Genomic DNA, 21,250 nt, shown 5'->3' on the forward strand with positions numbered 1-21,250 from the left:
GCCGGCGTCGGCGGGCGGGTCGGCGTCGGCGGGCGGGTCGGCGTCGGCGTCGGCGGGCGGGTCGGGGTCCGAGGCGCCGCCCGGGGCGAGCGGCAGGCACCGGTCCGCCAGCGCCGCGACGAAGTCCCGGTCGTGGGTCACCGCCACGATGCCGTGCCCCTCGTCGCGCAGTCCGGCGAGCAGGTCCACCAGCTCCAGCCAGGTGCGCCGGTCCTGGCCGAAGGTCGGCTCGTCGCAGACCAGCAGGGCGGGCGCGGTGGCCAGCGCCGTCGCCACGCTCAGCCGCCGCGCCTCGCCGCCGGAGAGCGTGTACGGGTTGGCGCCGGCCAACCGGTCCAGGCGTAGCCGTTCCAGCAGCTCGGCCACGACAATCCGAACCTGCTCGCCGGTCCTGCCGGTGCGGCGCGGGCCGAGGGCCAGCTCGTCGGCCACCGTCCGGGTGACGAACTGGTGCTCCGGGTTCTGGAACACCGAGCCGATGCGGGCGGCGAGCACCGGCGCGCGCCAGCGGTGCGGGGAGGCGCCGCCGCCGGACCGCCCTCGGCGCCCCGGCCGAGTCGCGCCCGTCGCGCCGAGGGCGCCGGCCGCCGGTGCGGCGCCACCGGCGCGGAGTGCCGCGCCGGGCTCGCCGGTCAGGGCCGGTGCGGCCACCACCCGGCCGGCGCCGGGGCGGAGCAGCCCGCCGAGCAGCAGCGCGAGAGTGGACTTGCCGGCGCCGTTCGGGCCGAGCACCGCGAGCGCCTCGCCGGCCCGGACGGTGAGGTCCACCGGCGCGAGCCGGCCCGGCAGCGCCAGCCGCTCGGCGCGCAGCAGCGGCGCGCCGGCCGGTCGCCGGGACCGGCGGTCCGGCACGCGGTGTCCCGGCACCCACACCCCGGCCGCGGCCAGCTCCGGCCCGTACGCCTCGAAGACCGCGTCGGGCGGACCGTCGGCCCGGACGCCGCCGCCGGCCGACAGCACCACCACCCGGTCGACCAGCGGAAGCGCCTCGGCCACCCGGTGCTCGACGAGGATCAGCGCGGTGTCGCCACGGTGCGCCGCGGCGACGGCCTCGCGGACCAGGGCCGCGCCGGCCGGATCGAGGTTGGCGGTCGGCTCGTCGAGCAGCAGCAGCCGGGGCCGGGTGGCCAGCGCGCCGGCCAGCGCCAGCCGCTGCTGCTCCCCGCCGGACAGGGCCGAGGTCGGCCGGTCGGGGCCGTACGGGAAGCCGACCCGGCGCAGCGCCTCGGTCACCCGGGGCCAGATCTCGGCCGCCGGCACGCCGCGGTTCTCCAGCCCGAACGCCACGTCGTCGCCGGCCCGGCCGAGGACGAGCTGGGACTGCGGATCCTGGAAGACGATGCCCACCCGGTCCCGGGCGGCGGCCGGGTCGCGGCCGTCGACGCGTACCGTCCCCTCCTGCTCGCCCGAGTCGGCGGCCAGCAGGCCGGCGAGCGCGGCCAGCAGGGTGCTCTTGCCGGCCCCCGACTCGCCGAGCAGCAGGACCCGCTCGCCGGCCTCGACCCGCAGGTCGACACCGCGTACCGCCCAGGCCCGCCGGCCGGCGTGCCGCCAGCCGAAGCCGCGCAGCTCGACCGCGGCGGGGACGCCCGGTCCGGCCACTCAGATCGCGGCCCGCTCGCGGCCGGCCGGGAACCGGTCCAGCACCCCGGTGTCGGCCAGCGCGCGGGTCAGCGCCACGCTGCCGAAGCCGGCCACCACGACGGAGCTGAGCACGGTGAGCGCCAGGTACGGGATCCGGAAGCTGCCCCAGGCGGTGTCCGGGTACCAGACGAAGACGTCGTAGAGCGCGGCGGCGAACCCGGCCAGCGCGGCCGAGAGCAGCGCCACGGGCAGCCGGTAGACCCGGTAGCCGAACAGCGCGAAGGCCAACTCGCCGGCGGCCGCCTCGAGCGGTCCCTGCACCACCAGGGTCCAGCCCCAGCTGGAGCCGAGCGCCACCGAGACCAGGGCCGCCACGGTGAGCGTGAAGAACGCCGCTCCGGGCTTGCGGATCACCAGCGCCCCGAGCACCGCGGGCACCAGCCAGACGCCGTACAGCAGGGCCCGGCCGGGCAGCGGGATGGCGTCGGCCGGCCCGTTCCAGAGCAGGCCCCAGGCCCAGAAGACGACGCCGAACGCGACCCCGAGCACCGCGGCCACGACGATGTCCACCGTGCGCCAGCCCGGGCGCGGGTCGGCGGATGTGCTCATGGTGTGCCTCCCAGTTCGTCGGAACCAGGCAAGACGCACGCCGCGCCCGGGCTGGCCCGGACCGCGGCGCGGCTGGAGGTCGACCGAACTCCCTGCGCTGGCATTACCCAGATCAGGTTCGAGGGTCTGCGGGCGTCGGCCCGCACTCTCAGCGCTGTGCGCTCCCCTGTCGGATGTGAACTTGTCTCGCCAACGCTAGCACCCGCTGACCTGGCCGAAAAGGAAGGACGCCGGTAATCGCCCCGTGCGGGCCCCAGCGGTGCTCGGTACGCTCCGCAGCGTGCGCCCCGAACCGCCGGACCTCCGGCTCGACGCCCGCGGTCTCACCTTCGACGTGTACGCGGGCGGCCCGGCCGGCGGCGAACCGGTGCTGCTGCTGCACGGCTTCCCGCAGCACAGCGCCGAGTGGTCCGGGGTGGCGCCCCGGCTGCACGCCGCCGGGCTGCGCACGTACGCCCTCGACCAGCGCGGCTACTCGCCGGGCGCCCGGCCCGAGGCGGTCGAGGCGTACGCGTCGGTCGAGCTGGTGGCCGACATCGTGGCGGTCCTCGACGGGCTCGACCTGCCGACCGCGCACCTGGTCGGGCACGACTGGGGCGCGCTGGTGGCCTGGCAGGTGGCCGCCCGGCACCCGGACCGGGTCCGCACCCTCACCGCGGTCTCGGTGCCGCACCCGGGCGCCATGGTCCGGGCGTTGAGCACCGACCCCGGGCAGAAGGTCCGCTCGTCGTACATCTCGCTGTTCCGCCGGCCCGGCAAGGCCGAGAGCGTGCTGCTGGCGCTGGACGCCGCGGCGCTGCGGCGGATGCTCGCCGGGGTCGGCCGGGACCGGGTGGAGACGTACGCACGCCCGATGCGCGACCGGGCGGCGCTGACCGCGGCGCTCAACTGGTACCGGGCCATGTCGACGCGGGACTTCGCCGGCACCGGGCCGGTGCCGGTGCCCAGCACGTACGTCTGGAGCGACGGCGACGTGGCGATCGGCCGGACCGCGGCGATGGCCTGTGCCGGGTACGTCACCGGTGACTACCGCCTGGTGGAGCTGCCCGGCGTGTCGCACTGGATTCCCGACGAGGCGCCCGAGCCGCTGGCCGCGGCCATCCTGGCCCGGGTCGGTGCGGCGTGACGCTCGGGGACGACCGCCACGGGCACGGCCCGGCGGCGACCGCGCAGACCGTGCCGCACACCCGGGCCACGCTCGCGGCGGATCTGCGCTCGCTCGGCGTGCGCCCCGGCTCGGTGTTGCTGGTGCACGCCTCGCTGCGGGCGCTCGGGTACGTCTGCGGCGGCGCCCACACGGTGGCGCTGGCGCTGCGCGACGCGCTGGGCCCGGAGGGCACCCTGGTGGTGCCCACGCACACCTCGGAGAACTCGGATCCCGAGCAGTGGCGCAACCCGCCCGTGCCGGAGCACTGGTGGCCGATCATCCGGGCCGAGATGCCGGGCTTCGACCCGGCGGTGACGCCGAGCACCTTCATGGGCGCGCTGGCCGAGTTGGTCCGTACCTCGCCGGGGGCGCACCGCAGCGACCACCCGCAGGTGTCGTTCGCGGCCGTGGGGCCGGCCGCGGCGTCGATCGTGGCGGAGCATCCGCTGGCCGACATGCTCGGCGAGACCTCCCCGCTGGCTCGGCTCTATGAGCGGTCGGCCGACGTGCTGCTGCTCGGCGTCGGGCACGACTCGAACACGTCGCTGCACCTGGCCGAGTACCGCCGGGCCGACCCGCCCCGGGAGCGGCTGGGCGCGGCCGTCCGGACCGCCGGCGGCGGGCGGCGCTGGGTGTGGTGGACGGACGTGGCGCTGGACTCGGACATCTTCCCGCGGCTCGGGGCCGACCTGGAGGCCACCGGCGCGGTCCGGCTGGGCCGGGTGGGCGCCGGGCCGGCCCGGCTGATGGACCAGCGGGCCGTCGTGGACTTCGCGCTGCACTGGCTGACCGGGGACCGGAGGGGGAGCACCGGATGACGTTGGACGCCGACGGCTACCTGGCGGCCGTGACGGGGGCGATGGACCGGGTGTCGCGCGAGCAGCGCGCCGGGGTGGAGCGCGCCGCCGACCTGATGCTGGACTGCGTCCGGTCCGGCGGCGTGGTGCAGGCCTTTGGCACCGGGCACTCGGAGGCGCTGGCCATGGAGATCGCGGGCCGGGCCGGTGGGCTGGTGCCGACCAATCGGATCGCGCTGCGCGACCTGGTGCTGCACGGTGGCGAGCCGGCCGAGGTGCTCGGCCCGACGCTGGAGCGGGATCCCGCGGTGGCGCACCGGCTGCTCGCGCTGGCGCCGGTGGACCCGCGGGACCTCTTCGTGATCGCCTCCAACTCGGGTGTGAACGGCGCGGTGGTCGAGTTGGCCACCCTGGTCACCGGGCGGGGCCACCCGCTGATCGCGATCACCTCGGTCGCGCACTCGGCCGGGATGACGTCCCGGCACCCGTCCGGGCGCCGGCTGGCCGACCTGGCGGACGTCGTGCTGGACAACGGCGCCCCGTACGGGGACGCGGCGCTGCCGCTGCCCGGTGGCGGCGCGGTGGGCGCGGTCTCGTCCATCACCGCGGCGCTGCTGGCCCAGCAGATCGTGGTGACGGCCGTGGGCCGGATGGTGGCGGCCGGGGAGACGCCGCCGGTGTATCTCTCGGCCAACATCGCGGGCGGCGACGAGCACAACCGGGCGTTGGAGCAGCGGTACGCCGGGCGGATCCGCCGCGGATCGTGATCTTCGCTGGCGTTTGTCCAGCTGCACCCTCGGGAACGTTCCTCCGACCGTATGGTGAACCGGAGGTGTCCGTTGGGTGACGAGAGTGACCGGCAGCGCTGGCAGCGCAACTTCACCGATCTGCTGCAGGAGCTGCGGGTGGCCCAGACGGGCATCCAGATCCTCTTCGCGTTCCTGCTGACCCTGCCGTTCAGCGCCCAGTTCGGCAAGACCACCGACCTGCAGCGGGACGTCTACATCGTGGCCCTGCTGGCCGCGTCCGGCGCGGCCGCGCTGATCATCTCCCCGGTGGCGTTCCACCGCGCGCTGTTCCGGCAGGGCCGCAAGCCCGAACTGGTGGTGTTCGCGCACCGGGTGGCCACCTGGGGGCTCTACCTCACGCTGGTGGCCATGGTCAGCTCGGTCTTCATGATCACCGACTTCCTGCTCGACCAGACCGTGGCGCTCATCCTGTCCGCCATCACCGCCGCCTGGTTCGTGGCGTTCTGGATCGCCATGCCGGCGATCCGGCACCGCTGGGTGGACGAGGACGCCGACGAGGAGTTCGCGGACGAGGAGGCCCGGGACCGGTCCGACTCGGCCCGATGACCCTACCGATGGGTAGGACCGAGGAGTAACGTCGGTCACAGCTGGTTCGCCGTACCCGAAGCCGCAGGGAGGCCACCATGACGACGACGCAGGACCGCGGTCCGGCGCCCGGTGGCGCGGACGGCGCCGACCCCGGCGCGGCCGGCACGGCTTCCGACTCGGCGCCCGGCGCGGCCGGCTCCGCTTCCGGCGCGGCCGGCTCCGCTTCCGGCGCGGCCGGCTCGGCTTCCGGCGCGGCCGGCTCGGCCGGCTCGGCTTCTGGCGTGGCGGCCACCGGCCCGCTGCCCCGGGAGGCCGGCCAGGTCTCCGAGCGGGAGGCCCGGCAGGTGGCCGAGGCCGCCCGGGAGGCCGAATGGGGCCGACCGAGCTTCGGCAAGGAACTCTTCCTGGGTCGGTTCCGGCTGGACCTGATCGACCCCTGGCCCACCGCCGAACGCTCCGCGGCCGGCGCCGAGTTCCTCGACAGGCTGCGCGACTACCTCCGGTCCGAGGTCGACGGCCGGCAGATCGAACGGGACGCCCGGATCCCGGACGAGGTGTTCCGCGGCCTGGCCCGGCTCGGCGCCTTCGGCATGAAGATCGACCCCGGATACGGCGGGCTGGGTCTGTCCAATCTGGACTACTGTCGGGCGCTGATGCTGGTCGGCTCGGTCAGCCCGGCCATCTCCGCGCTGCTGTCGGCGCACCAGTCGATCGGCGTGCCGCAGCCGCTGAAGATGTTCGGCACCGACGAGCAGAAGAAGCATTACCTGCCCCGGCTGGCCGGCGGCGAGGTCTCGGCGTTCCTGCTCACCGAGCCGGACGTCGGCTCCGACCCGGCCCGGCTGGCCACCACCGCGGAGCCGACCGAGGACGGCAGGGGCTACCGGCTCAACGGGGTCAAGCTGTGGGCCACCAACGGCACCGTGGCCACCCTGCTCGTGGTGATGGCCCGGGTGCCGGCCGCCGAGGGCCGGCGCGGCGGGATCACGGCGTTCGTGGTCGAGGGCGACTCGCCCGGCATCACGGTCGAGCGGCGCAACGAGTTCCTCGGGCTGCGCGGCCTGGAGAACAGCCTCACCCGGTTCCACGACGTGTTCGTGCCGGCCGAGAACGTCATCGGCGGCGAGGGCAAGGGCCTGAAGATCGCGCTCACCACCCTGAACACCGGCCGGCTGTCCCTGCCGGCCATGTGCGTGGGCGCCGGAAAGTGGTCGCTGAACATCGCCCGGCAGTGGGCCGCCGAACGGGTGCAGTGGGGCCGGCAGGTCGGCGAGCACGAGGCGGTGGCCACGAAGCTGGCGTACATGGCGGCCAGCACGTACGGCATGGAGGCCATGCTCCAGCTCTGCTGCCGGCTGGCCGACGACGACCGCAACGACATCCGAATCGAGGCGGCGCTGGTGAAGCTGTACGCCAGCGAGCTGGCCTGGAAGGTGGCCGACGAGCTGGTGCAGATCCGCGGCGGCCGCGGCTACGAGACGGCCGACTCGCTGGCTGCCCGGGGCGAGCGCCCGGTGGAGGTGGAGCAGATCCTGCGGGACCTGCGGATCAACCGGATCTTCGAGGGCTCGACCGAGATCATGCACCTGCTGATCGCCCGGGAGGCGGTCGACGCGCACCTCTCGGTGGCCGGCGACATCATCGACCCGGAGGCGGGGCTGGCCCGCAAGGCGCGCGCGGGCGCTCGGGCCGGCGCGTTCTACGCCACCTGGCTGCCGACGCTCGCGGTGGGCCGCGGCCAGAGCCCGACCGCGTACGCCGAGTTCGGCCCGCTGGCCGGGCACCTGCGCTACGTCGAACGCGCCTCCCGCCGGCTGGCCCGGTCGACCTTCTACGCGATGTCCCGCTGGCAGGGCAAGATGGAACGCAAGCAGGCGTTCCTCGGCCGCATCGTGGACATCGGGGCCGAGCTGTTCGCGATCTCCGCGTCCTGCGTGCGGGCCCGCGCCGAGCAGCCCGAGCGGCCGGAGGGCGTGGAGCTGGCGGACCTGTTCAGCCGGCAGGCCCGGCTGCGGGCCGACGCGCTGTTCGGGGCGCTGTGGGAGAACACCGACTCGGTGGACAACGCCGCGGCCGCCCGGATCCTGGACGGCCGGTACGCCTTCCTGGAGGACGGCGTGGAGACCCCGACCGACGACCGCCCCTGGGTGGCCCGATGGGCGCCCGGCGCGTCGCAGGTGGACGACGTCCGCCGCCGCATCCCGCCCGCCTGAGCGAAAGGAAGGGCCCCTTGTTATCGCTTTTTGTATAGCAGGGGACCCCTGTTAACGGCTGGGCCCGCGGGCGCGTGCTGGGCCTGCGGGCGCGTGCTGGGCCTGCGGGCGCGTGCTGGGCCTGCGGGCGCGTGCTGGGCCTGCGGGCGCGTGCTGGGCCTGCGGGCGCGTGCTGGGCCGCGCGGGCGCGGGTTCCGTCGCTCGGCTCAGTGTCGCCGGCTCACCGCCCAGGCGAGCAGGGCCGCGATGAGGACCCCGTTGAGGACCAGCAACCCCAGATAGGCGACCTGCGGGATCCGCCGGCCGCGCCGGACGTGCCAGAGCAGGCCGGCCGCGTAGCCGAGCATGAGCAGACCGATGATCGCGAGTACGTACGGCACGAGCAGAAACCCTAGCGGGCGCTGGTCCTGGGTGACCGCCGGTCGCCGCCGACCCGGCGACCGGCTGATCGGGACGAGGGCGCGTTGCGCCACCGGTCCCCACGGCCCCGACTCAACGTCCCGGACATTGGGGGCGGGTCGGCTCCGACTCCCCGATGTCCGGGACATCGCGTTGATCCGCCGGCCGCGCGCCGCCGGGCCGCCCGGGTCGCCGGCGGCCACGCCAGTCGGCCTGGTGGCGGCACGCTATCGGCCGCGGAGTCCCAGCCGGCGCAGTTCCAGCGCGGCCAGCGCGTCCAGCGCCGCGTCGTCGCCGCGCCGCCAGGCCGCCGTGACGTCCGGGTCGATCCGGGTCAGCCGGCGCAGCGGCTGGCTGGCCAACGCCCGCAGCGCGAGCAGATCCCGGCCGGCCGGCGCGGACCGCAGGCTCGCGGCGGCGCTGGCCCGGCGGATCCAGCGCACCCGCAGCGGCAGCCAGCCGAACAGGACCAGCCCGATCGGGAAGATCAGCACCGCGATGGCCAGCGCCAGCGCCAGCCGGCCGACGAGGTGCTGCTGCTCGCGGCCGGCCTCGGCCACGGACTGGGCCGCCGTGGCGGCCTTCTGGAACGGCGCGGTCAGCTCGTCGCCGACGATCGGCACCCGGCCGACCTTGCCGCCGGCGTCGGCGAGGTTGCCGGCCAGCCCGGTCCCCGCTCCCTCCAGCTTCTGTCCGGGTACGGCGAGCTTCTCGACCAGGTCGTGCAGCCACAGCGCGAAGCGGACGGCGGCGTAGACCCAGGCGACCACGAGCAGGTCGGTGAGGAGTTGGCGAAGCGCGGTGGGGAAGCGGTCGGCGTAAATCTTCACGCCGGACAGGGTGCCACGGGCGAGCGTCCCCGGCACTCCGGTGCGGACGCCGCGGCCGGTGGCCCGGCGCCGGCGCCCGGGCCTGGATCCGTCAGCCGGAGCAGCCGGAGCAGTTGCCGAAGATCTCCAGCGTGTGGCTGACGTCGGAGAAGCCGTGCCGGGCGGCCACCCGGCCGGCCCAGTCCTCCACCGTGGGGCCCTCCACCTCGACGGTCCGGCCGCAGCCCCGGCACACCAGGTGGTGGTGATGCCCCTCGCTGCACCGGCGGTAGAGGTGTTCCCCGCCGGGCGGGCGCATCACGTCCACCTCGCCCGCGTCGGCCAGGCTCTGCAGGGTGCGATAGACGGTGGTGAGCCCGATCCGTTCGCCCCGGTCGCGGAGCATGGCGTGCAGGTCCTGCGCGCTGTGGAAGCCGCTGACCTGGCCCAGCAGCGCGCTGACCGCGCTGCGCTGGCGGGTGTTGCGGAGCCCGCCGCCCTCGACCGCGGTCATGGCGCGGCCTCCCCGGCGTGGCTCACGGCGTCGGCCACGATGTGCGCGATGTGCTCGTCGACCAGCGCGTACGCGATCTCCCGGCCGCGCCGGGACCCGCGCACCAGGCCGGCGCCGCGCAGCACCCGGAGGTGCTGCGACACCAGCGGCTGCGGCGCGCCGAGCTTGTCGACCAGCTCGTGCACGCACCGCTCGCCGGCCGCGAGCTCGGTCACGATGGCGACCCGGATGGGCGCGGCCAGCGCGCGCAGGAGCTCGCCCGCCTCCTCGTACGCCTCGTAGGCCGCCCTGCCGGTCATCCTGTAACGATAATCGATGTCAGTGGCCCTCACCGCCCGAGCACCACCTCGGGCGGCTCGGCCGGCACCGGCGGCTGGGCCGGCCGGCGCCGGCGCAGCCGGCCGCGGGCCGCGCCGGCCACCCCCAGCACGACGAACGCGCCGATGGCCAGCACCACGATGGTGGCGCCCGGGGCGGTGTCGGCGGTGCCGGCGATCCACACCCCGACGCCGGCCGCGGACACCCCGATGGCCATGGCCGCCGTCATGGTGCTGCCGAAGCCCCGGGTGAGCTGCTGGGCGGCCGCCACCGGCACCACCATGAGGGCGCTGATCAGCAGCACCCCCACCGCGCGCATGGCAATCGTGACGGTGACCGCCGTGGTGGCCGCGAGCAGCAGGTTGAGGGCCCGCACCGGCAGCCCGGAGACCCGGGCGTACTCCTCGTCGTGGCAGACCGCGAACAGCGCCGGCCGCAGCGCCAGCATGATGGCCAGGATCAGCAGCCCGAGGAGGCCGATCGTCACCACGTCGGCCCGGGAGGTCGTGGTGAGGGAGCCGAACAGGTACGCGCCGAGGTTGGTGGTCCGGCCGGACAGCCCGACCAGCACCACCCCGCCGGCGATGCCGCCGTAGAACAGCACGGCCAGCGCCATGTCGCCGGAGGTGCGGCCGCGTTCCCGGACCAGCTCGACCACGACCGCGCCCAGCACGGCCACGATCACCGCCACCAGCACCGGCGACCGGTTCAGCAGCAGCCCGGCGCCCACGCCGGTCAGCGCCACGTGCCCGATGCCGTCGCCGATCAGCGCCAGCCGGCGCTGCACCAGGTAGATCCCCAGGGCCGGCGCGGCCAGCCCGATCACCAACGCGCCGACCAGGGCGCGCAGCATGAACTCGTACGCGAACATGCTCATGACGACTCCTCGGCGCTGATGCGGATGATGGGCTCGCGGCGCTCGCTCATGCCGACCACATCCCGGCGGGCTCGTCCGGACAGTGCGGGTGGACGTGGTCGTGGTCGTCGGCCGCGTGGTGCCCGGCGGGCTCCGGGACCGGCCCGTCGTGCGCGATCTCGCCATCGTGTACGACGATCGCCCGATCGATCAGCGGCCGCAGCGGGCCGAGTTCGTGCGCCACCAGCAGCACGCTGCCGCCCCGGCCCACGAAGCCGCCCAGCGCCGCGGCGAACGCCTCCTGGCTGGCCGCGTCGACGCCCGCGGTCGGCTCGTCGAGGATCAGCAGCTCGGGCCGGCCGGCCAGCGCGCGGGCGATCAGCGTCCGCTGCTGCTGACCGCCGGAGAGCGTGCTCACCGGGTCCCCGGCCCGGTCGGCCAGGCCCACCGCGCGCAGCGCGTCGGCCACCGCGGCCCGGTCGGCGGCGCCGGGCGGGCGCAGGATGCCGCGCCGGGCCAGCCGCCCGGCCCCGACCACCTCGGCCACGGTGGCCGGTACGCCGCTGCCGGCGCCCAGCCGCTGCGGCACGTACCCGATCCGGGCCCACTGCCGGAACCGGCGCTGCGGCACGCCGAACAGCTCGACCGACCCGGCCCGCAGCGGCACCAGGCCGAGCACCGCCCGGACCAGGGTGGACTTGCCGGAGCCGTTGGCGCCCAGCACAGCCACCACCTCGCCGGCCGCCACCGCGCAGGAGACGTCCCGGAGCACGGTGCGGTCGCCGTAGCCGACGGCGCCGTGCGTCACGCGTACCACGTTCATGTCGGCTCCTCGCTCCGATGAAGCTTCACGGCACTGAGCCAGTTGCCCCACCCACCGCGCCCCCGTCGGTGCTGCGCGCTGATCCGGCTGCGCTCGTTCATGAGCACCCCAGTGCGGTACGCAGGGCGGCCAGGTTGCCGCGCATCATGGTCAGGTAGTCGCCGGTGGCGCCCGGTTGCCGGCTCTCGATCGGGTCGAGGACCGCGGTGCGGGCGCCGACCTCGCGGGCGATCGTCTCGGCCACCCGGGGGCTGGCCAGGCTCTCGAAGAAGATCGTGGTGGTGCCGTGCGCCCGGGCGTCCCGGGCCACGGCGGCGAGCCGCTGCGGCGGCGGCTCCTGCTCCGGGGTCAGCCCGGCGATGCCCACCTGCTCCAGCCGGTACCGGTCCGCCAGGTAGCCGAACGCCTCGTGGCTGGTCACCAGCTCGCGCCGCTGGCAGGTGCGCAGCCCGGCCGCGTACTGGCGGTCCAGGGCCGTGAGGTCGGCGCGCAGGGCGGCGGCCCGCGCGGCGTAGCCGGCCGCGTGCGCCGGGTCGGCGCCGGCCAGCCGACCGGCCAGCGCGTCGGCGATGGCGGCCAGCCGGATCGGGTCGAGCCAGACGTGCGGGTCCTTGCCGCCGGTGTCCGCGCTCTCGTGGCCGACCAGCGCCGCCACCCCGTCCGGATGCGCCTCGACCGCGGCCCGCAGCGGCTGCACGGCCGCCACGTCGAAGGCCCGGTCGGCGGCGTTCTGCCGGATGGCCTCGTCGACGGCGGGCTGGAAACCGCGGAGATAGACGGCCAGCTCGGCGTCGCTGACCGAGCCCACCTGCCGAGGGGTGAGTTCGAGGTCGTGCGGTTCGGCGCCGGGCTGGGCCAGGGCGGTCACCCGGACGTCGTCCCCGCCGACCCGCTCGGCCACGAACTGCAGTGGGTAGAACGCGGCCACCATGTCGACATGCGCCGGATCGCGGTCGGCGGGCCGGCCGCAGCCGGCCGCGCCGGCGAGGCCGGCGAGCAGGGCCAGCGTCGCGGTCAGGGCGCGGATCCGGGTGAGCGGCATGCCATCAACAGTGCGTGATGATGACAATCATTGTCAAAAGCGCATGAGTGTACGTGTCGCGAGGCGGTCAGCCGACGATCTTGATGAGCGCGACGGCCAGCAGCCCGGTCAGCAGCGCCAGGCGCAGCAGCCGGGTGTTCGGCGGCTGGACGGGCCAGGTGGTCACCAGCAGCGCGCCGAGCCCGACGGCCAGCGCCAGCAGCAGCACGCCGCCCACGGCGCCCGGCGCGAACAGCCCGGCCAGCACCAGCGCCAGGGCGGCCAGGAACACCGAGGTCGGGTTCACCCGGGCCAGCCGGGCCAGGAATCGTGGCTGCGTAGGCTGCACGGGGTTGATCCTAGGCTGTGGAGGTACGGGTGCTCGTCACGAACCGCTTCGTGATCGACGAGGACGTCGCGCCGGCGTTCACCGAACGGGCCCACGCGGCGCTGGCCGCGCTGGCGGCCCGGCCCGGCTACCGGCGGGGCCAGCTGCTGCGCGCGCTGGACGACCCGCGGCACTGGTGCCTGGTGACCGAGTGGGAGTCGGTGGGCAGCTACCGGCGGGCCCTCGGGGCGTTCGAGGTCAAGGTCGACGCGACGCCGCTGCTGGCCGAGTCGCTGGACGAGCCCTCGGCGTACGAGCCGCTGGCCAGCGCCGAACCGGACGGACCGGTCGTTGTCACCCCGAGCGATCGGGCGGGGAATCCCTACCGCTGAGCGGTAGGGCACTACCCTTGCGGTCATGACCGTTTCCGGACCGGGTGGCCCGGTGCTGCCGACCGGGCAGGACGTACCCGTGCCGTCACCGGCCGCCGGCGGCGGCGCACCGCCGGCCGGGCCCGGCGGTTCGCCCGCGACGCCGGCCGGGCCCGGCGGTTCGCCCGCGACGCCGGCCGGACCCGGTGGTCCGCCGGCTGGCCCGGGCAGCCCGGCCGGTCCGGGCGCGGCCCCGCCGCCCGCCGGTCCCGGTATTCCGGGGCCCCCGCCGGGGCAGGGCGCCACCCCGCCGTTCGCGGCCCCGCCCACCGAGGGGCGTACTACCCGGCTCTGGCTCGGGCTCGGGGCCGGCGCCCTCGCCGCAGTGCTCTGCTGTGGCGGCGGCGGCGCGGCGCTGGTGGGCCTCGTCGTCTCCGGCACCCAGGCGCTCAACGAGCAGGCCCGGGTCGTGGTGAGCGACTACCTGCAGGCCGTCCGCGACAAGGAGTTCGACAAGGCGTACGGCCTGCTGTGCGAGGCCGACCAGCAGCGCGAGTCGCCGGGGGAGTTCAGCCAGCGGCTCGCCATGGAGCCCGACATCGCCTCGTACCAGGTCGGCAAGGCCAGCAATCCGCCCCAGGTGGTGGTGCCGGTGACCGTGACGTACGCCACCGGCGACCAGCGCAGCGAGCGGGTGGAGCTGGCCCAGGACAGCGACACCGGTCGGTTCGAGGTCTGCGGGATCGGCTGAGCCGGGCTGTGGCGCGTACCACCTGATGGGTGCCGGCGGTGGGCCGTGCCGGACGGGCGGCGGCCGGCCCGGTAATCTGCTGGGTCTCCACCGGCGGCAGTACGTACCGTTGATCCCGTCGCCATTCCGTTCCGTCCGTTGACCCGTCCCCGCCGACCGCCAGTCGGCGTAGGAGGTAGCCATGCCAGCCGACCGTATCGACGCCGTCGTCAGCCTCGCCAAGCGCCGGGGCTTCGTCTACCCGTCCAGCGAGATCTACGGGGGTACCCGCTCGGCGTGGGACTACGGCCCGCTCGGCGTGGAGCTCAAGGAGAACGTCCGCCGCCAGTGGTGGCGCAGCATGGTCCAGCAGCGCGACGACGTGGTCGGCCTCGACTCCGCGATCATCCTGGCCCGCCAGGTCTGGGAGGCGTCCGGCCACATCGACGAGTTCGTGGACCCGCTGACCGAGTGCCAGTCGTGCCACAAGCGGTTCCGGGCCGACCACCTCGAGGAGGCGTACCAGGAGAAGCACGGCCGGCCGCCGACCTCGCTGGCCGAGCTCAACTGCCCGAACTGCGGCGCCAAGGGCTCGTTCACCGCGCCACGGATGTTCAACGGCCTCATGAAGACCTACCTGGGTCCGGTGGAGAGCGAAGAGGGCCTGCACTACCTGCGCCCGGAGACCGCCCAGGGCATCTTCGTGAACTACAACAACGTGGCCACCTCCGCCCGCAAGAAGCCGCCGTTCGGCATCGCGCAGGTCGGCAAGTCGTTCCGGAACGAGATCACCCCGGGCAACTTCATCTTCCGGACCCGGGAGTTCGAGCAGATGGAGATGGAGTTCTTCGTCGAGCCGAGCACCGCGGCCACCTGGTTCGAGTACTGGATGCAGGAGCGCTGGAACTGGTACGTCGACCTCGGCCTGTCCGAGGCCAACATGCGGCACTACGAGCACCCGGCGGAGAAGCGCTCGCACTACTCGGCGCGCACCGTGGACATCGAATACCGCTTCCGGTTCGGTGGCACCGAGTTTTCCGAGCTGGAGGGCCTGGCCAACCGGACCGACTACGACCTCAGCACGCACAGCAAGCACTCCGGCGTCGACCTGTCGTACTTCGACCAGGAAAAGCAGGAGCGCTGGGTGCCGTACGTGATCGAGCCGGCCGCCGGCCTCACCCGCGCGGTGCTGGCGTTCCTGCTGGAGGCGTACGACGAGGACGAGGCGCCGAACACCAAGGGCGGGGTCGACAAGCGGACCGTCATGCGGTTCGACCCGCGGCTGGCCCCGATCAAGGTGGCGGTGCTGCCGCTGTCCCGCAACGAGGCCCTGTCGCCGAAGGCCAAGGGCCTGGCCGCCGACCTGCGCAAGCGGTGGAACGTCGAGTTCGACGACTCGCAGGCCATCGGCCGGCGCTACCGCCGCCAGGACGAGATCGGCACCCCGTTCTGCGTCACGGTCGACTTCGACACCCTCGACGACAACGCCGTGACGGTGCGGAACCGGGACACCATGACCCAGGAGCGGATCGGCCTGGACCGCGTCGAGACCTACCTCATCGAGCGCCTCCCCGGCTGCTGAGCGGTAAGGAAGGGCCCCTTCTTATCGTTTTTTGTATAGGAAGGGGCCCTTCTTAACCTCCGGGATCGGCGGCTGAGCATCGGCTGGGGACGCGTCTGTTGATCGCGGGGCGGCCAGTCGTACGTCTGCCGTCGTACCCGCGGCCGACCTGGACCGGTACGCGTCCTCGACGCTCCGGCGGACCCGATCCGGCGCGGCGCGGATCTCGGCCGGGGTGAAATGGAGGACCAGGACCCCGTGGCGGCTCAGCTCGTTGTGCCGATCGAGGGTTCGACGCCAGTCGCCGGGCGCGAAGTGGTACTCCTGCGAGTCGACCTCCACCGCGACGGCCACCTCGGGCAGGTAACCGTCCGGTGTCGGCAACACCGCCCCATCGGGCCCGCGCAGCGGCGGGTTCCAGAGGATCTCCGGCAGTGACCGGCTGCGGAGCAGGCATTCCCGCAGCTCCGCCTCGGGCGCCGAACGAGTGCCGCTCAGCACGTCGTCGAGGGCCCTGCGCACCAGCGCCGTTCGGCTGCGCCGAGCCCGCCGGACCTCCTCCTCCAGCGCCGCCAGGTCGGCGAAGCCGCGCTGGACCGCCTCGGCCACGATCGCGCGTACGGTCCGTAGCTCGCGCAAGGACCGGGCGGCGTCTACGGCCGCGCGGGCCGGCGAGCAGACCCGGTACAGCTCGGTCTCCCGGGCGCGGGGATCGAGTACGAGGGCGCGCGCGATGACGGCGTGCCCGGCGGACGCGCGCCGGGCGGGGTGTGGGACCAACAGGTGGATCTTGTCGGTCGGCGGGCAGTACCGGAATCCGTACCAGTTCAGCGCCGCCACCCCCGTGAGCTGCGCCTCCGGGCCGGCGTACAGGGCGGCGGAGATCCGCCGCTGCTCATCGGTGAGTACGCCGTTGGTCAGCGCGTACGTCGCCGGTAGGACGCGCTGCCACCGACCGCGCCGGGTCTGCCGGTACATGTGCATGTCGGTGATGCCGGCGGCGAGCAGTTGGGCTCGGGTCACGATGTGGTGCTGGTGGAGCGCCGTTGACTCCAGATCGATTGCCGAGACCGGGGGACCGGGACTGGTCATGTCGGCAGCATGCTTGTCGCCGCCCGGTTGTAGGGATCTTGGACGACCCAGCTGTGGACAACGGGCCACCTGTGGACAGACCGCTCGGGGTGCGTGCGGGTGTGATATCGCTCCCGTTAACAAGGGGCCCTTCCTCTACAGAAAACGATAAGAAGGGGCCCTTCCTTACACTTGGGCGGTGACCACCGCAGCCACCGTTCCCGCCATACGTCCGCTCGCCCTCGGGGCGTACCAGGTGCGGCCGCCGGTGGTGCTCGCGCCGATGGCCGGGATCACGAATGTGGCGTTCCGGCAGCTGTGCCGGGAGCAGGGCGGCGGCATCTACGTCTGCGAGATGATCACCACGCGGGCGCTGGTGGAGCGGAACCCGAAGACCCTGCGCATGATCGCGTTCGGCGGCGACGAGCGGCCGCGCAGCCTCCAGCTCTACGGCACCGATCCGGAGGTCACCGCCGCGGCCGTGCGGATGGTGGTGGCCGAGGGCCTGGCCGACCACATCGACCTGAACTTCGGCTGCCCGGTCCCCAAGGTCACCCGCAAGGGCGGCGGGGCGGCCCTGCCGTGGCGCCGCCGGCTCTTCGCCCGGCTGGTCCGGGCCGCGGTCGAGGCCGCGGCGCCCGCCGGGGTCCCGGTCACGGTCAAGATGCGCAAGGGGATCGACGACGACCATCTGACGTACGTCGAGGCCGGGCTCGCCGCCCAGGACGCCGGCGTGGCGGCGGTGGCCCTGCACGGGCGCACGGCCGCGCAGCGCTACTCCGGCACCGCCGACTGGGACGCGATCGGCGCCCTGAAGCAGGCCCTCGACGTGCCGGTGCTGGGCAACGGCGACATCTGGGAGGCCGACGACGCGCTGCGGATGGTGGCGCACACCGGGGCGGACGGCGTGGTGGTGGGTCGTGGCTGCCTGGGCCGGCCGTGGCTGTTCGCCGATCTGGAGGCCGCGTTCACCGGCCGACCCGAGCGCCGGCTGCCGACCCTCGGCGAGGTGGCCGCCACCATGCGCCGGCACGCCGAGTTGCTGGTGGCGGCGTTCGAGCCGAGCGAGGCGGAGGCCGCCGAGCGGCGCGGCGCGGGCCGGCCGGCCGACCCGGAGCGGGACGGCTGCACGGACTTCCGCAAGCACGTGGCCTGGTATCTCAAGGGCTTCCCGGTGGGCAGCGAGCTGCGCCGGTCGCTGGCCATGGTGAGCACCCTCGCGGAGCTGGACGACCTGCTGGAACGGCTCGACCCGGCCCAACCGTTCCCGCTGGACACCCTCGGCCAGCCGCGCGGCCGGACCAACGCGCCCGGCAAGGTCTTCCTGCCCGACGGCTGGCTCGCCGACCGGGACAGCGCCGAGGTGCCGGCCGGCGCCGAACTCGCCGACTCGGGCGGCTGACCGGTCCCACCGGGCCGGCCCGGCGCGCCGGCACGGCCCGGCGCCGTCGGGGCCGCCGGGCGTCGGCACGGCCCGGCGCCGGCGGGGCCGCCGGGCCGGAGGGTCGCGCCGAGGTGCGCCGGGGGCTGCGGATATCTACCATCGTCGACAAACCGCGCCGGGCGACGGGAGGTCGACGATGACCGAAGGACTGCCGGATGTGACCAGCGGCCGGGGGGTGTTCCGCCGCAAACCGGTGGCGCAGCTCGCCGACGAGCGCGAGGACGGGCTGTCCCGCTCGCTCGGGTTGTGGCAGCTCACCGCGATCGGCGTGGGCGGGATCATCGGCGCCGGCATTTTCGCGCTCGCCGGCGCGGTGGCCAACGAGACGGCCGGCCCCGCGGTGCTGGTGTCGTTCCTCATCGCGGGGGTGGCCAGCGCCGCGGCCGCGCTCTCGTACGCGGAATTCGCCGGCATGATCCCCAAGGCCGGCTCGGCCTACACCTACGGGTATGCGGTGCTGGGCGAGATCGTCGGCTGGTTCATCGGCTGGGACCTGCTGCTGGAGTACACCGCGATCGTGGCCGTGGTGGCGATCGGCATCTCCGGCTACTTCACGTTCCTGGTCGGGCAGCTCGGGCTGGATCTGCCGGCCTGGATGCTGGGCGCGCCGGGCACCGGCCACGGGCACGTGGTGGACCTGTTCGCGGTGCTGCTCTGCCTGCTCATCGCGTACCTGTTGAATCTCGGCATCCGCGCGGCCGCGCGGTTCGAGACGGCCGTGGTGGGGATCAAGATCGCGGTGGTCCTGCTGGTCATCATGGTCGGCTTCTTCCACGTGAAGACCCACAACTACTCGCCGTTCTTCCCGTTCGGGGTCGGTGGCGCGGTGACCGGCGCGGCCACGGTGTTCTTCGCGGTGTTCGGCTATGACGCGATGAGCACGGCCGCCGAGGAGTCCCGGGACGCGACCCGGCACATGCCGAAGGCCATCCTCTACTCGCTGGGCATCTCGATGGTGCTGTACGTGCTGGCCACGCTGGTGCTCACCGGCATGCAGCACTACACCGACATCGACCCGGAGAGCGGCTTCTCCTCGGCCTTCGCCTCGGTGGGACTGTCCGGGCTGGCCAGCGTGATCGCGGTCGGCGCGATCATCGGCATCCTCACGGTGATGTTCACGTTCATGCTCGGGGTGACCCGGGTGTGGTTCTCGATGAGCCGCGACGGGCTGCTGCCGGCCTGGTTCGCCCGGCTGCACCCGGTGCGCCGGGTGCCCACCCGGATCACCTGGATCGTCGGGGCCGGCTCGGCGGTGATCGCCGGGTTCCTGCCGATCCGGCAGGCGGCCGAGCTGACCAACATCGGCATCCTGCTGGCCTTCGTGGTGGTGTGCGTGGCGGTGATCGTGCTGCGCTACCGCCGGCCGGACGCGCCGCGGACGTTCCGGTTGCCGCTCATGCCGGTGGTGCCGGTGGTCGGGGCGCTGTTCTCGCTGTGGCTGATCACGTTCCTCAGTTCGGTGACCTGGCTGCGGTTCGCCGTCTGGTTCGTGCTCGGCCTGGTGCTCTACGGGTTTTACGGCTACCGCCGCTCGGCGCTGGCCCGCCAGTGAGCGGGTGGAACCGCGCGGCCGAGTCGAGGCGTTAAGAAGGGCCCCCTGCTATACGAAAAGCGATAACAGGGGGCCCTTCCTTTCAACCGGGCGTCAGTTGACGCTGACCGCGGACCAGGCCGCGGCAACGGTGTTGTACTGGGTGCTGCCCGAGCCGTACAGGTCCTTGGCCGCGCTCAGGGTCGCGGTGCGCGCTCCCGAGTAGTTGGTTCGCGAGGTCATGTACGTGGTGAGCGCCCGGTACCAGATGGCGCCGGCCTGGGCCCGCCCGATTCCGGTGATCGTGCTGCCGTTGCAGGTCGGGCTGTTGCCGTACGACGACGAGCCGCTGCCCACCGAGAGCAGGTAGAAGAAGTGGTTCGCCACGCCGGACGAGTAGTGCACGTCGAGCCGGCCGACGCTGCTCGACCAGCAGTCGGCGGACGCGCCGTCCTTGGACGGCTTGTCCATGTAGCGCAGCGGGACGCCGCTGGTGCGCAGCTTCTCGCCGATCAGGTAGTCGCCCGGGTCCTTGGCGTTGTTGGCGTAGAACTCCACCATGGTGCCGAAGATGTCGCTGGTGGCCTCATTGAGGCCGCCGGACTCGCCGCTGTAACGCAGCCCGGCCGTGTTGCTGGTGACGCCGTGGCTCATCTCGTGCCCGGCCACGTCGAGCGAGGTCAGCGGGTACCAACCGGAGCCGCCGTCGCCGTACGTCATGCAGAAGCACGAGTCGTCCCAGAACGCGTTGGCGTAGTTGGTGCTGTAGTGCACCCGGCTGTACGCGCCGACGCCGTCGTTGCGGATGCCGTTGCGCCCGTACGTGTTCTTGTAGAAGTCCCAGGTCTCCTGGGCGCCGTAGGCGGCGTCCGCGGCGGCCGTCGAGGCGTTGGCCAGCGTGCCGTCCCCGAACACGTCGTTGGTGGAGGTGACGAGCGTGCCGGTGCCGCTGGTGGCGTGGTTCAGGTTGTACGTCTTGTGCCCGCCGCGCGCGTTGTCGACGAGCTGGTACGTCGAGCCGGACTGCGCGCTGCCCACCGTCACCGTTCCAGAGTGGAACGTGTTGCCGGTGCCGCTCTCGATGGTGTCCCACGAGTCGCGCACCGCCCCGCTGGTCGCGTCCACCAGCACGTGCAGGTCGCTGGGGGTGCCGTCGGCCCGGGTGCCGGAGACCACGACCTCGTACGCCCGGGCCGGCGCGCCCGCCCCGGCGTCGATGACAAGCTGGGAGCCGGCCACCCGCTTGGCGCCGGCGGTCGAGGCGGCCAGCGCGGTGGCGGCGGCCGCGCTGGCGCTGACGCCCCCGCCGCTACGCGCCGCGGCCAGCGTGCCGGCCGGGGTGGCGGTCAGGCTCTCGCTGGCGCCCCGCCAGGCGTTGCCCTTGCCGAGGTGCACCACCAGGTCCCCGCCGAGCACCGGCAGGCCCTGGTAGTAGCGGTGCATCCGGACGTGCCGGGTGCCGTCCGCGTCGGTGCTCACGTTCTTCAGCGTGAACGTCTGCCCGTCCGCGTAGTGCGTGGCGCCGGCGTGGCTCTTGAGCTGCCCGACGGCCTGGCCGAACGGGTCGGTGGGCGCCGCGCTCGCGGCGGTGGAGCCCAGGGCGGTGACCAACGTCGCTGTGGTCAGCACGCCGAGGGCGATGGGGGTACGGCGCATAGAAGTGCCTCCATCGAAGCAGATGGCGGACCGGGGGTTATCGGGCCGCGTGCCCGTCGGGGGTTAACGGACGTTCATCATCTTGCATTGATGGAGGTAGGAAAGAAATAGTTGTTTCAGCCAACTAGGTG

At 74.0% G+C, this 21,250-nt stretch carries 21 protein-coding genes, 1 pseudogene and 1 riboswitch; of the genes and pseudogenes, 10 read left to right on the forward strand and 12 right to left on the reverse strand.

Annotated features, from left to right (window positions below):
* Positions 1 to 99: 99 nt before the first annotated feature.
* Positions 100 to 1,602 (reverse strand): annotated as a pseudogene (locus tag ACFFHU_RS10100) (ABC transporter ATP-binding protein); the annotation flags it as partial.
* Positions 1,603 to 2,193, reverse strand: coding sequence for an ECF transporter S component (locus ACFFHU_RS10105; protein WP_377337509.1), 591 nt, complete (start codon positions 2,191 to 2,193; stop codon positions 1,603 to 1,605). It lies immediately after the preceding pseudogene.
* A 71-nt stretch (positions 2,194 to 2,264) separates the two neighbouring features.
* Positions 2,265 to 2,371, reverse strand: a riboswitch (TPP riboswitch).
* A 102-nt stretch (positions 2,372 to 2,473) separates the two neighbouring features.
* Here ACFFHU_RS10105 and ACFFHU_RS10110 point away from each other — a divergent pair.
* From ACFFHU_RS10110 to ACFFHU_RS10130, 5 genes are all read left to right on the forward strand, one after another.
* Positions 2,474 to 3,319 (forward strand): alpha/beta fold hydrolase, encoded by an 846-nt coding sequence (locus ACFFHU_RS10110; RefSeq protein ID WP_377337511.1) that lies wholly within the window; start codon positions 2,474 to 2,476, stop codon positions 3,317 to 3,319.
* On the forward strand, positions 3,316 to 4,158 hold the full coding sequence (locus ACFFHU_RS10115; protein WP_377337513.1) for an AAC(3) family N-acetyltransferase: 843 nt from the start codon (positions 3,316 to 3,318) through the stop codon (positions 4,156 to 4,158). Before ACFFHU_RS10110 ends, ACFFHU_RS10115 begins: the two co-directional genes overlap by 4 nt.
* A complete protein-coding gene (locus ACFFHU_RS10120; protein ID WP_377337515.1) occupies positions 4,155 to 4,904 on the forward strand; it encodes a sugar isomerase domain-containing protein in 750 nt (249 codons plus the stop codon). The genes ACFFHU_RS10115 and ACFFHU_RS10120 overlap by 4 nt, the downstream gene beginning before the upstream one ends.
* A 72-nt stretch (positions 4,905 to 4,976) precedes the next feature.
* Positions 4,977 to 5,492, forward strand: coding sequence for a DUF6328 family protein (locus tag ACFFHU_RS10125; RefSeq protein ID WP_377337517.1), 516 nt, complete (start codon positions 4,977 to 4,979; stop codon positions 5,490 to 5,492).
* A gap of 77 nt (positions 5,493 to 5,569) precedes the next feature.
* The gene (locus ACFFHU_RS10130; RefSeq protein WP_377337519.1) at positions 5,570 to 7,687 is read left to right on the forward strand and encodes an acyl-CoA dehydrogenase family protein; all 2,118 of its coding nucleotides are present in this window, start codon (positions 5,570 to 5,572) and stop codon (positions 7,685 to 7,687) included.
* Between the two features lie 206 nt (positions 7,688 to 7,893).
* Here ACFFHU_RS10130 and ACFFHU_RS10135 read toward each other — a convergent pair whose 3' ends face one another.
* From ACFFHU_RS10135 to ACFFHU_RS10170, 8 genes are all read right to left on the reverse strand, one after another.
* Positions 7,894 to 8,067: a hypothetical protein gene (locus ACFFHU_RS10135; protein WP_377337522.1), complete on the reverse strand. Its 174-nt coding sequence runs from the start codon at positions 8,065 to 8,067 to the stop codon at positions 7,894 to 7,896.
* Between the two features lie 246 nt (positions 8,068 to 8,313).
* Positions 8,314 to 8,916, reverse strand: a complete 603-nt coding sequence (locus ACFFHU_RS10140) for a hypothetical protein (protein WP_377337525.1) — start codon at positions 8,914 to 8,916, stop codon at positions 8,314 to 8,316.
* A gap of 91 nt (positions 8,917 to 9,007) precedes the next feature.
* Positions 9,008 to 9,409 (reverse strand): Fur family transcriptional regulator, encoded by a 402-nt coding sequence (locus ACFFHU_RS10145; RefSeq protein WP_377337527.1) that lies wholly within the window; start codon positions 9,407 to 9,409, stop codon positions 9,008 to 9,010.
* Complete coding sequence (locus ACFFHU_RS10150) at positions 9,406 to 9,708, reverse strand: ArsR/SmtB family transcription factor (protein ID WP_377337529.1); 303 nt, start codon at positions 9,706 to 9,708, stop codon at positions 9,406 to 9,408. The genes ACFFHU_RS10145 and ACFFHU_RS10150 overlap by 4 nt, the downstream gene beginning before the upstream one ends.
* A 29-nt stretch (positions 9,709 to 9,737) precedes the next feature.
* Complete coding sequence (locus ACFFHU_RS10155) at positions 9,738 to 10,604, reverse strand: metal ABC transporter permease (protein ID WP_377337531.1); 867 nt, start codon at positions 10,602 to 10,604, stop codon at positions 9,738 to 9,740.
* Positions 10,605 to 10,650: 46 nt separating this feature from the next.
* A complete protein-coding gene (locus ACFFHU_RS10160; RefSeq protein WP_377337533.1) occupies positions 10,651 to 11,406 on the reverse strand; it encodes a metal ABC transporter ATP-binding protein in 756 nt (251 codons plus the stop codon).
* A 97-nt stretch (positions 11,407 to 11,503) separates the two neighbouring features.
* Positions 11,504 to 12,448 (reverse strand): metal ABC transporter substrate-binding protein, encoded by a 945-nt coding sequence (locus ACFFHU_RS10165; RefSeq protein ID WP_377337535.1) that lies wholly within the window; start codon positions 12,446 to 12,448, stop codon positions 11,504 to 11,506.
* Between the two features lie 67 nt (positions 12,449 to 12,515).
* A complete protein-coding gene (locus ACFFHU_RS10170) occupies positions 12,516 to 12,776 on the reverse strand; it encodes a DUF6703 family protein (protein ID WP_377337537.1) in 261 nt (86 codons plus the stop codon).
* A gap of 29 nt (positions 12,777 to 12,805) precedes the next feature.
* On the opposite strand from ACFFHU_RS10170, the gene ACFFHU_RS10175 reads away from it, so the two are divergent.
* From ACFFHU_RS10175 to ACFFHU_RS10185, 3 genes are all read left to right on the forward strand, one after another.
* The gene (locus ACFFHU_RS10175; RefSeq protein WP_377337539.1) at positions 12,806 to 13,147 is read left to right on the forward strand and encodes an antibiotic biosynthesis monooxygenase family protein; all 342 of its coding nucleotides are present in this window, start codon (positions 12,806 to 12,808) and stop codon (positions 13,145 to 13,147) included.
* A 253-nt stretch (positions 13,148 to 13,400) separates the two neighbouring features.
* On the forward strand, positions 13,401 to 13,877 hold the full coding sequence (locus ACFFHU_RS10180) for an Rv0361 family membrane protein (protein ID WP_377337649.1): 477 nt from the start codon (positions 13,401 to 13,403) through the stop codon (positions 13,875 to 13,877).
* A gap of 181 nt (positions 13,878 to 14,058) precedes the next feature.
* On the forward strand, positions 14,059 to 15,438 hold the full coding sequence (locus ACFFHU_RS10185) for a glycine--tRNA ligase (RefSeq protein WP_377337541.1): 1,380 nt from the start codon (positions 14,059 to 14,061) through the stop codon (positions 15,436 to 15,438).
* A gap of 21 nt (positions 15,439 to 15,459) precedes the next feature.
* Here ACFFHU_RS10185 and ACFFHU_RS10190 read toward each other — a convergent pair whose 3' ends face one another.
* Entirely contained in the window at positions 15,460 to 16,509 is a 1,050-nt protein-coding gene (locus ACFFHU_RS10190) for a hypothetical protein (protein ID WP_377337543.1), read from the reverse strand.
* A 262-nt stretch (positions 16,510 to 16,771) separates the two neighbouring features.
* Here ACFFHU_RS10190 and dusB point away from each other — a divergent pair, with 262 nt between their 5' ends.
* Positions 16,772 to 17,890: a tRNA dihydrouridine synthase DusB gene (dusB, locus tag ACFFHU_RS10195; RefSeq protein ID WP_377337651.1), complete on the forward strand. Its 1,119-nt coding sequence runs from the start codon at positions 16,772 to 16,774 to the stop codon at positions 17,888 to 17,890.
* A gap of 178 nt (positions 17,891 to 18,068) precedes the next feature.
* Positions 18,069 to 19,484, forward strand: coding sequence for an amino acid permease (locus tag ACFFHU_RS10200; protein WP_377337545.1), 1,416 nt, complete (start codon positions 18,069 to 18,071; stop codon positions 19,482 to 19,484).
* A gap of 93 nt (positions 19,485 to 19,577) precedes the next feature.
* Here ACFFHU_RS10200 and ACFFHU_RS10205 read toward each other — a convergent pair whose 3' ends face one another.
* Positions 19,578 to 21,119 (reverse strand): M4 family metallopeptidase, encoded by a 1,542-nt coding sequence (locus ACFFHU_RS10205; protein WP_377337547.1) that lies wholly within the window; start codon positions 21,117 to 21,119, stop codon positions 19,578 to 19,580.
* Positions 21,120 to 21,250: the final 131 nt, after the last annotated feature.

Source organism: Plantactinospora siamensis (assembly GCF_042434095.1).
Classification (GTDB): domain Bacteria; phylum Actinomycetota; class Actinomycetes; order Mycobacteriales; family Micromonosporaceae; genus KBS50.

Bases quoted from the DNA above. Each gene is read 5' to 3' on its own strand.
- ACFFHU_RS10105 (WP_377337509.1), bottom strand. From the start codon at position 2,193: ATGAGCACATCCGCCGACCCGCGCCCGGGCTGGCGCACGGTGGACATC.
- ACFFHU_RS10120 (WP_377337515.1), top strand. From the start codon at position 4,155: ATGACGTTGGACGCCGACGGCTACCTGGCGGCCGTGACGGGGGCGATG.
- ACFFHU_RS10130 (WP_377337519.1), top strand. From the start codon at position 5,570: ATGACGACGACGCAGGACCGCGGTCCGGCGCCCGGTGGCGCGGACGGC.
- ACFFHU_RS10145 (WP_377337527.1), bottom strand. From the start codon at position 9,409: ATGACCGCGGTCGAGGGCGGCGGGCTCCGCAACACCCGCCAGCGCAGC.
- ACFFHU_RS10150 (WP_377337529.1), bottom strand. From the start codon at position 9,708: ATGACCGGCAGGGCGGCCTACGAGGCGTACGAGGAGGCGGGCGAGCTC.
- ACFFHU_RS10155 (WP_377337531.1), bottom strand. From the start codon at position 10,604: ATGAGCATGTTCGCGTACGAGTTCATGCTGCGCGCCCTGGTCGGCGCG.
- ACFFHU_RS10160 (WP_377337533.1), bottom strand. From the start codon at position 11,406: ATGAACGTGGTACGCGTGACGCACGGCGCCGTCGGCTACGGCGACCGC.
- ACFFHU_RS10165 (WP_377337535.1), bottom strand. From the start codon at position 12,448: ATGCCGCTCACCCGGATCCGCGCCCTGACCGCGACGCTGGCCCTGCTC.
- ACFFHU_RS10185 (WP_377337541.1), top strand. From the start codon at position 14,059: ATGCCAGCCGACCGTATCGACGCCGTCGTCAGCCTCGCCAAGCGCCGG.
- ACFFHU_RS10190 (WP_377337543.1), bottom strand. From the start codon at position 16,509: ATGACCAGTCCCGGTCCCCCGGTCTCGGCAATCGATCTGGAGTCAACG.
- dusB (WP_377337651.1), top strand. From the start codon at position 16,772: ATGGCCGGGATCACGAATGTGGCGTTCCGGCAGCTGTGCCGGGAGCAG.
- ACFFHU_RS10200 (WP_377337545.1), top strand. From the start codon at position 18,069: ATGACCGAAGGACTGCCGGATGTGACCAGCGGCCGGGGGGTGTTCCGC.
- ACFFHU_RS10205 (WP_377337547.1), bottom strand. From the start codon at position 21,119: ATGCGCCGTACCCCCATCGCCCTCGGCGTGCTGACCACAGCGACGTTG.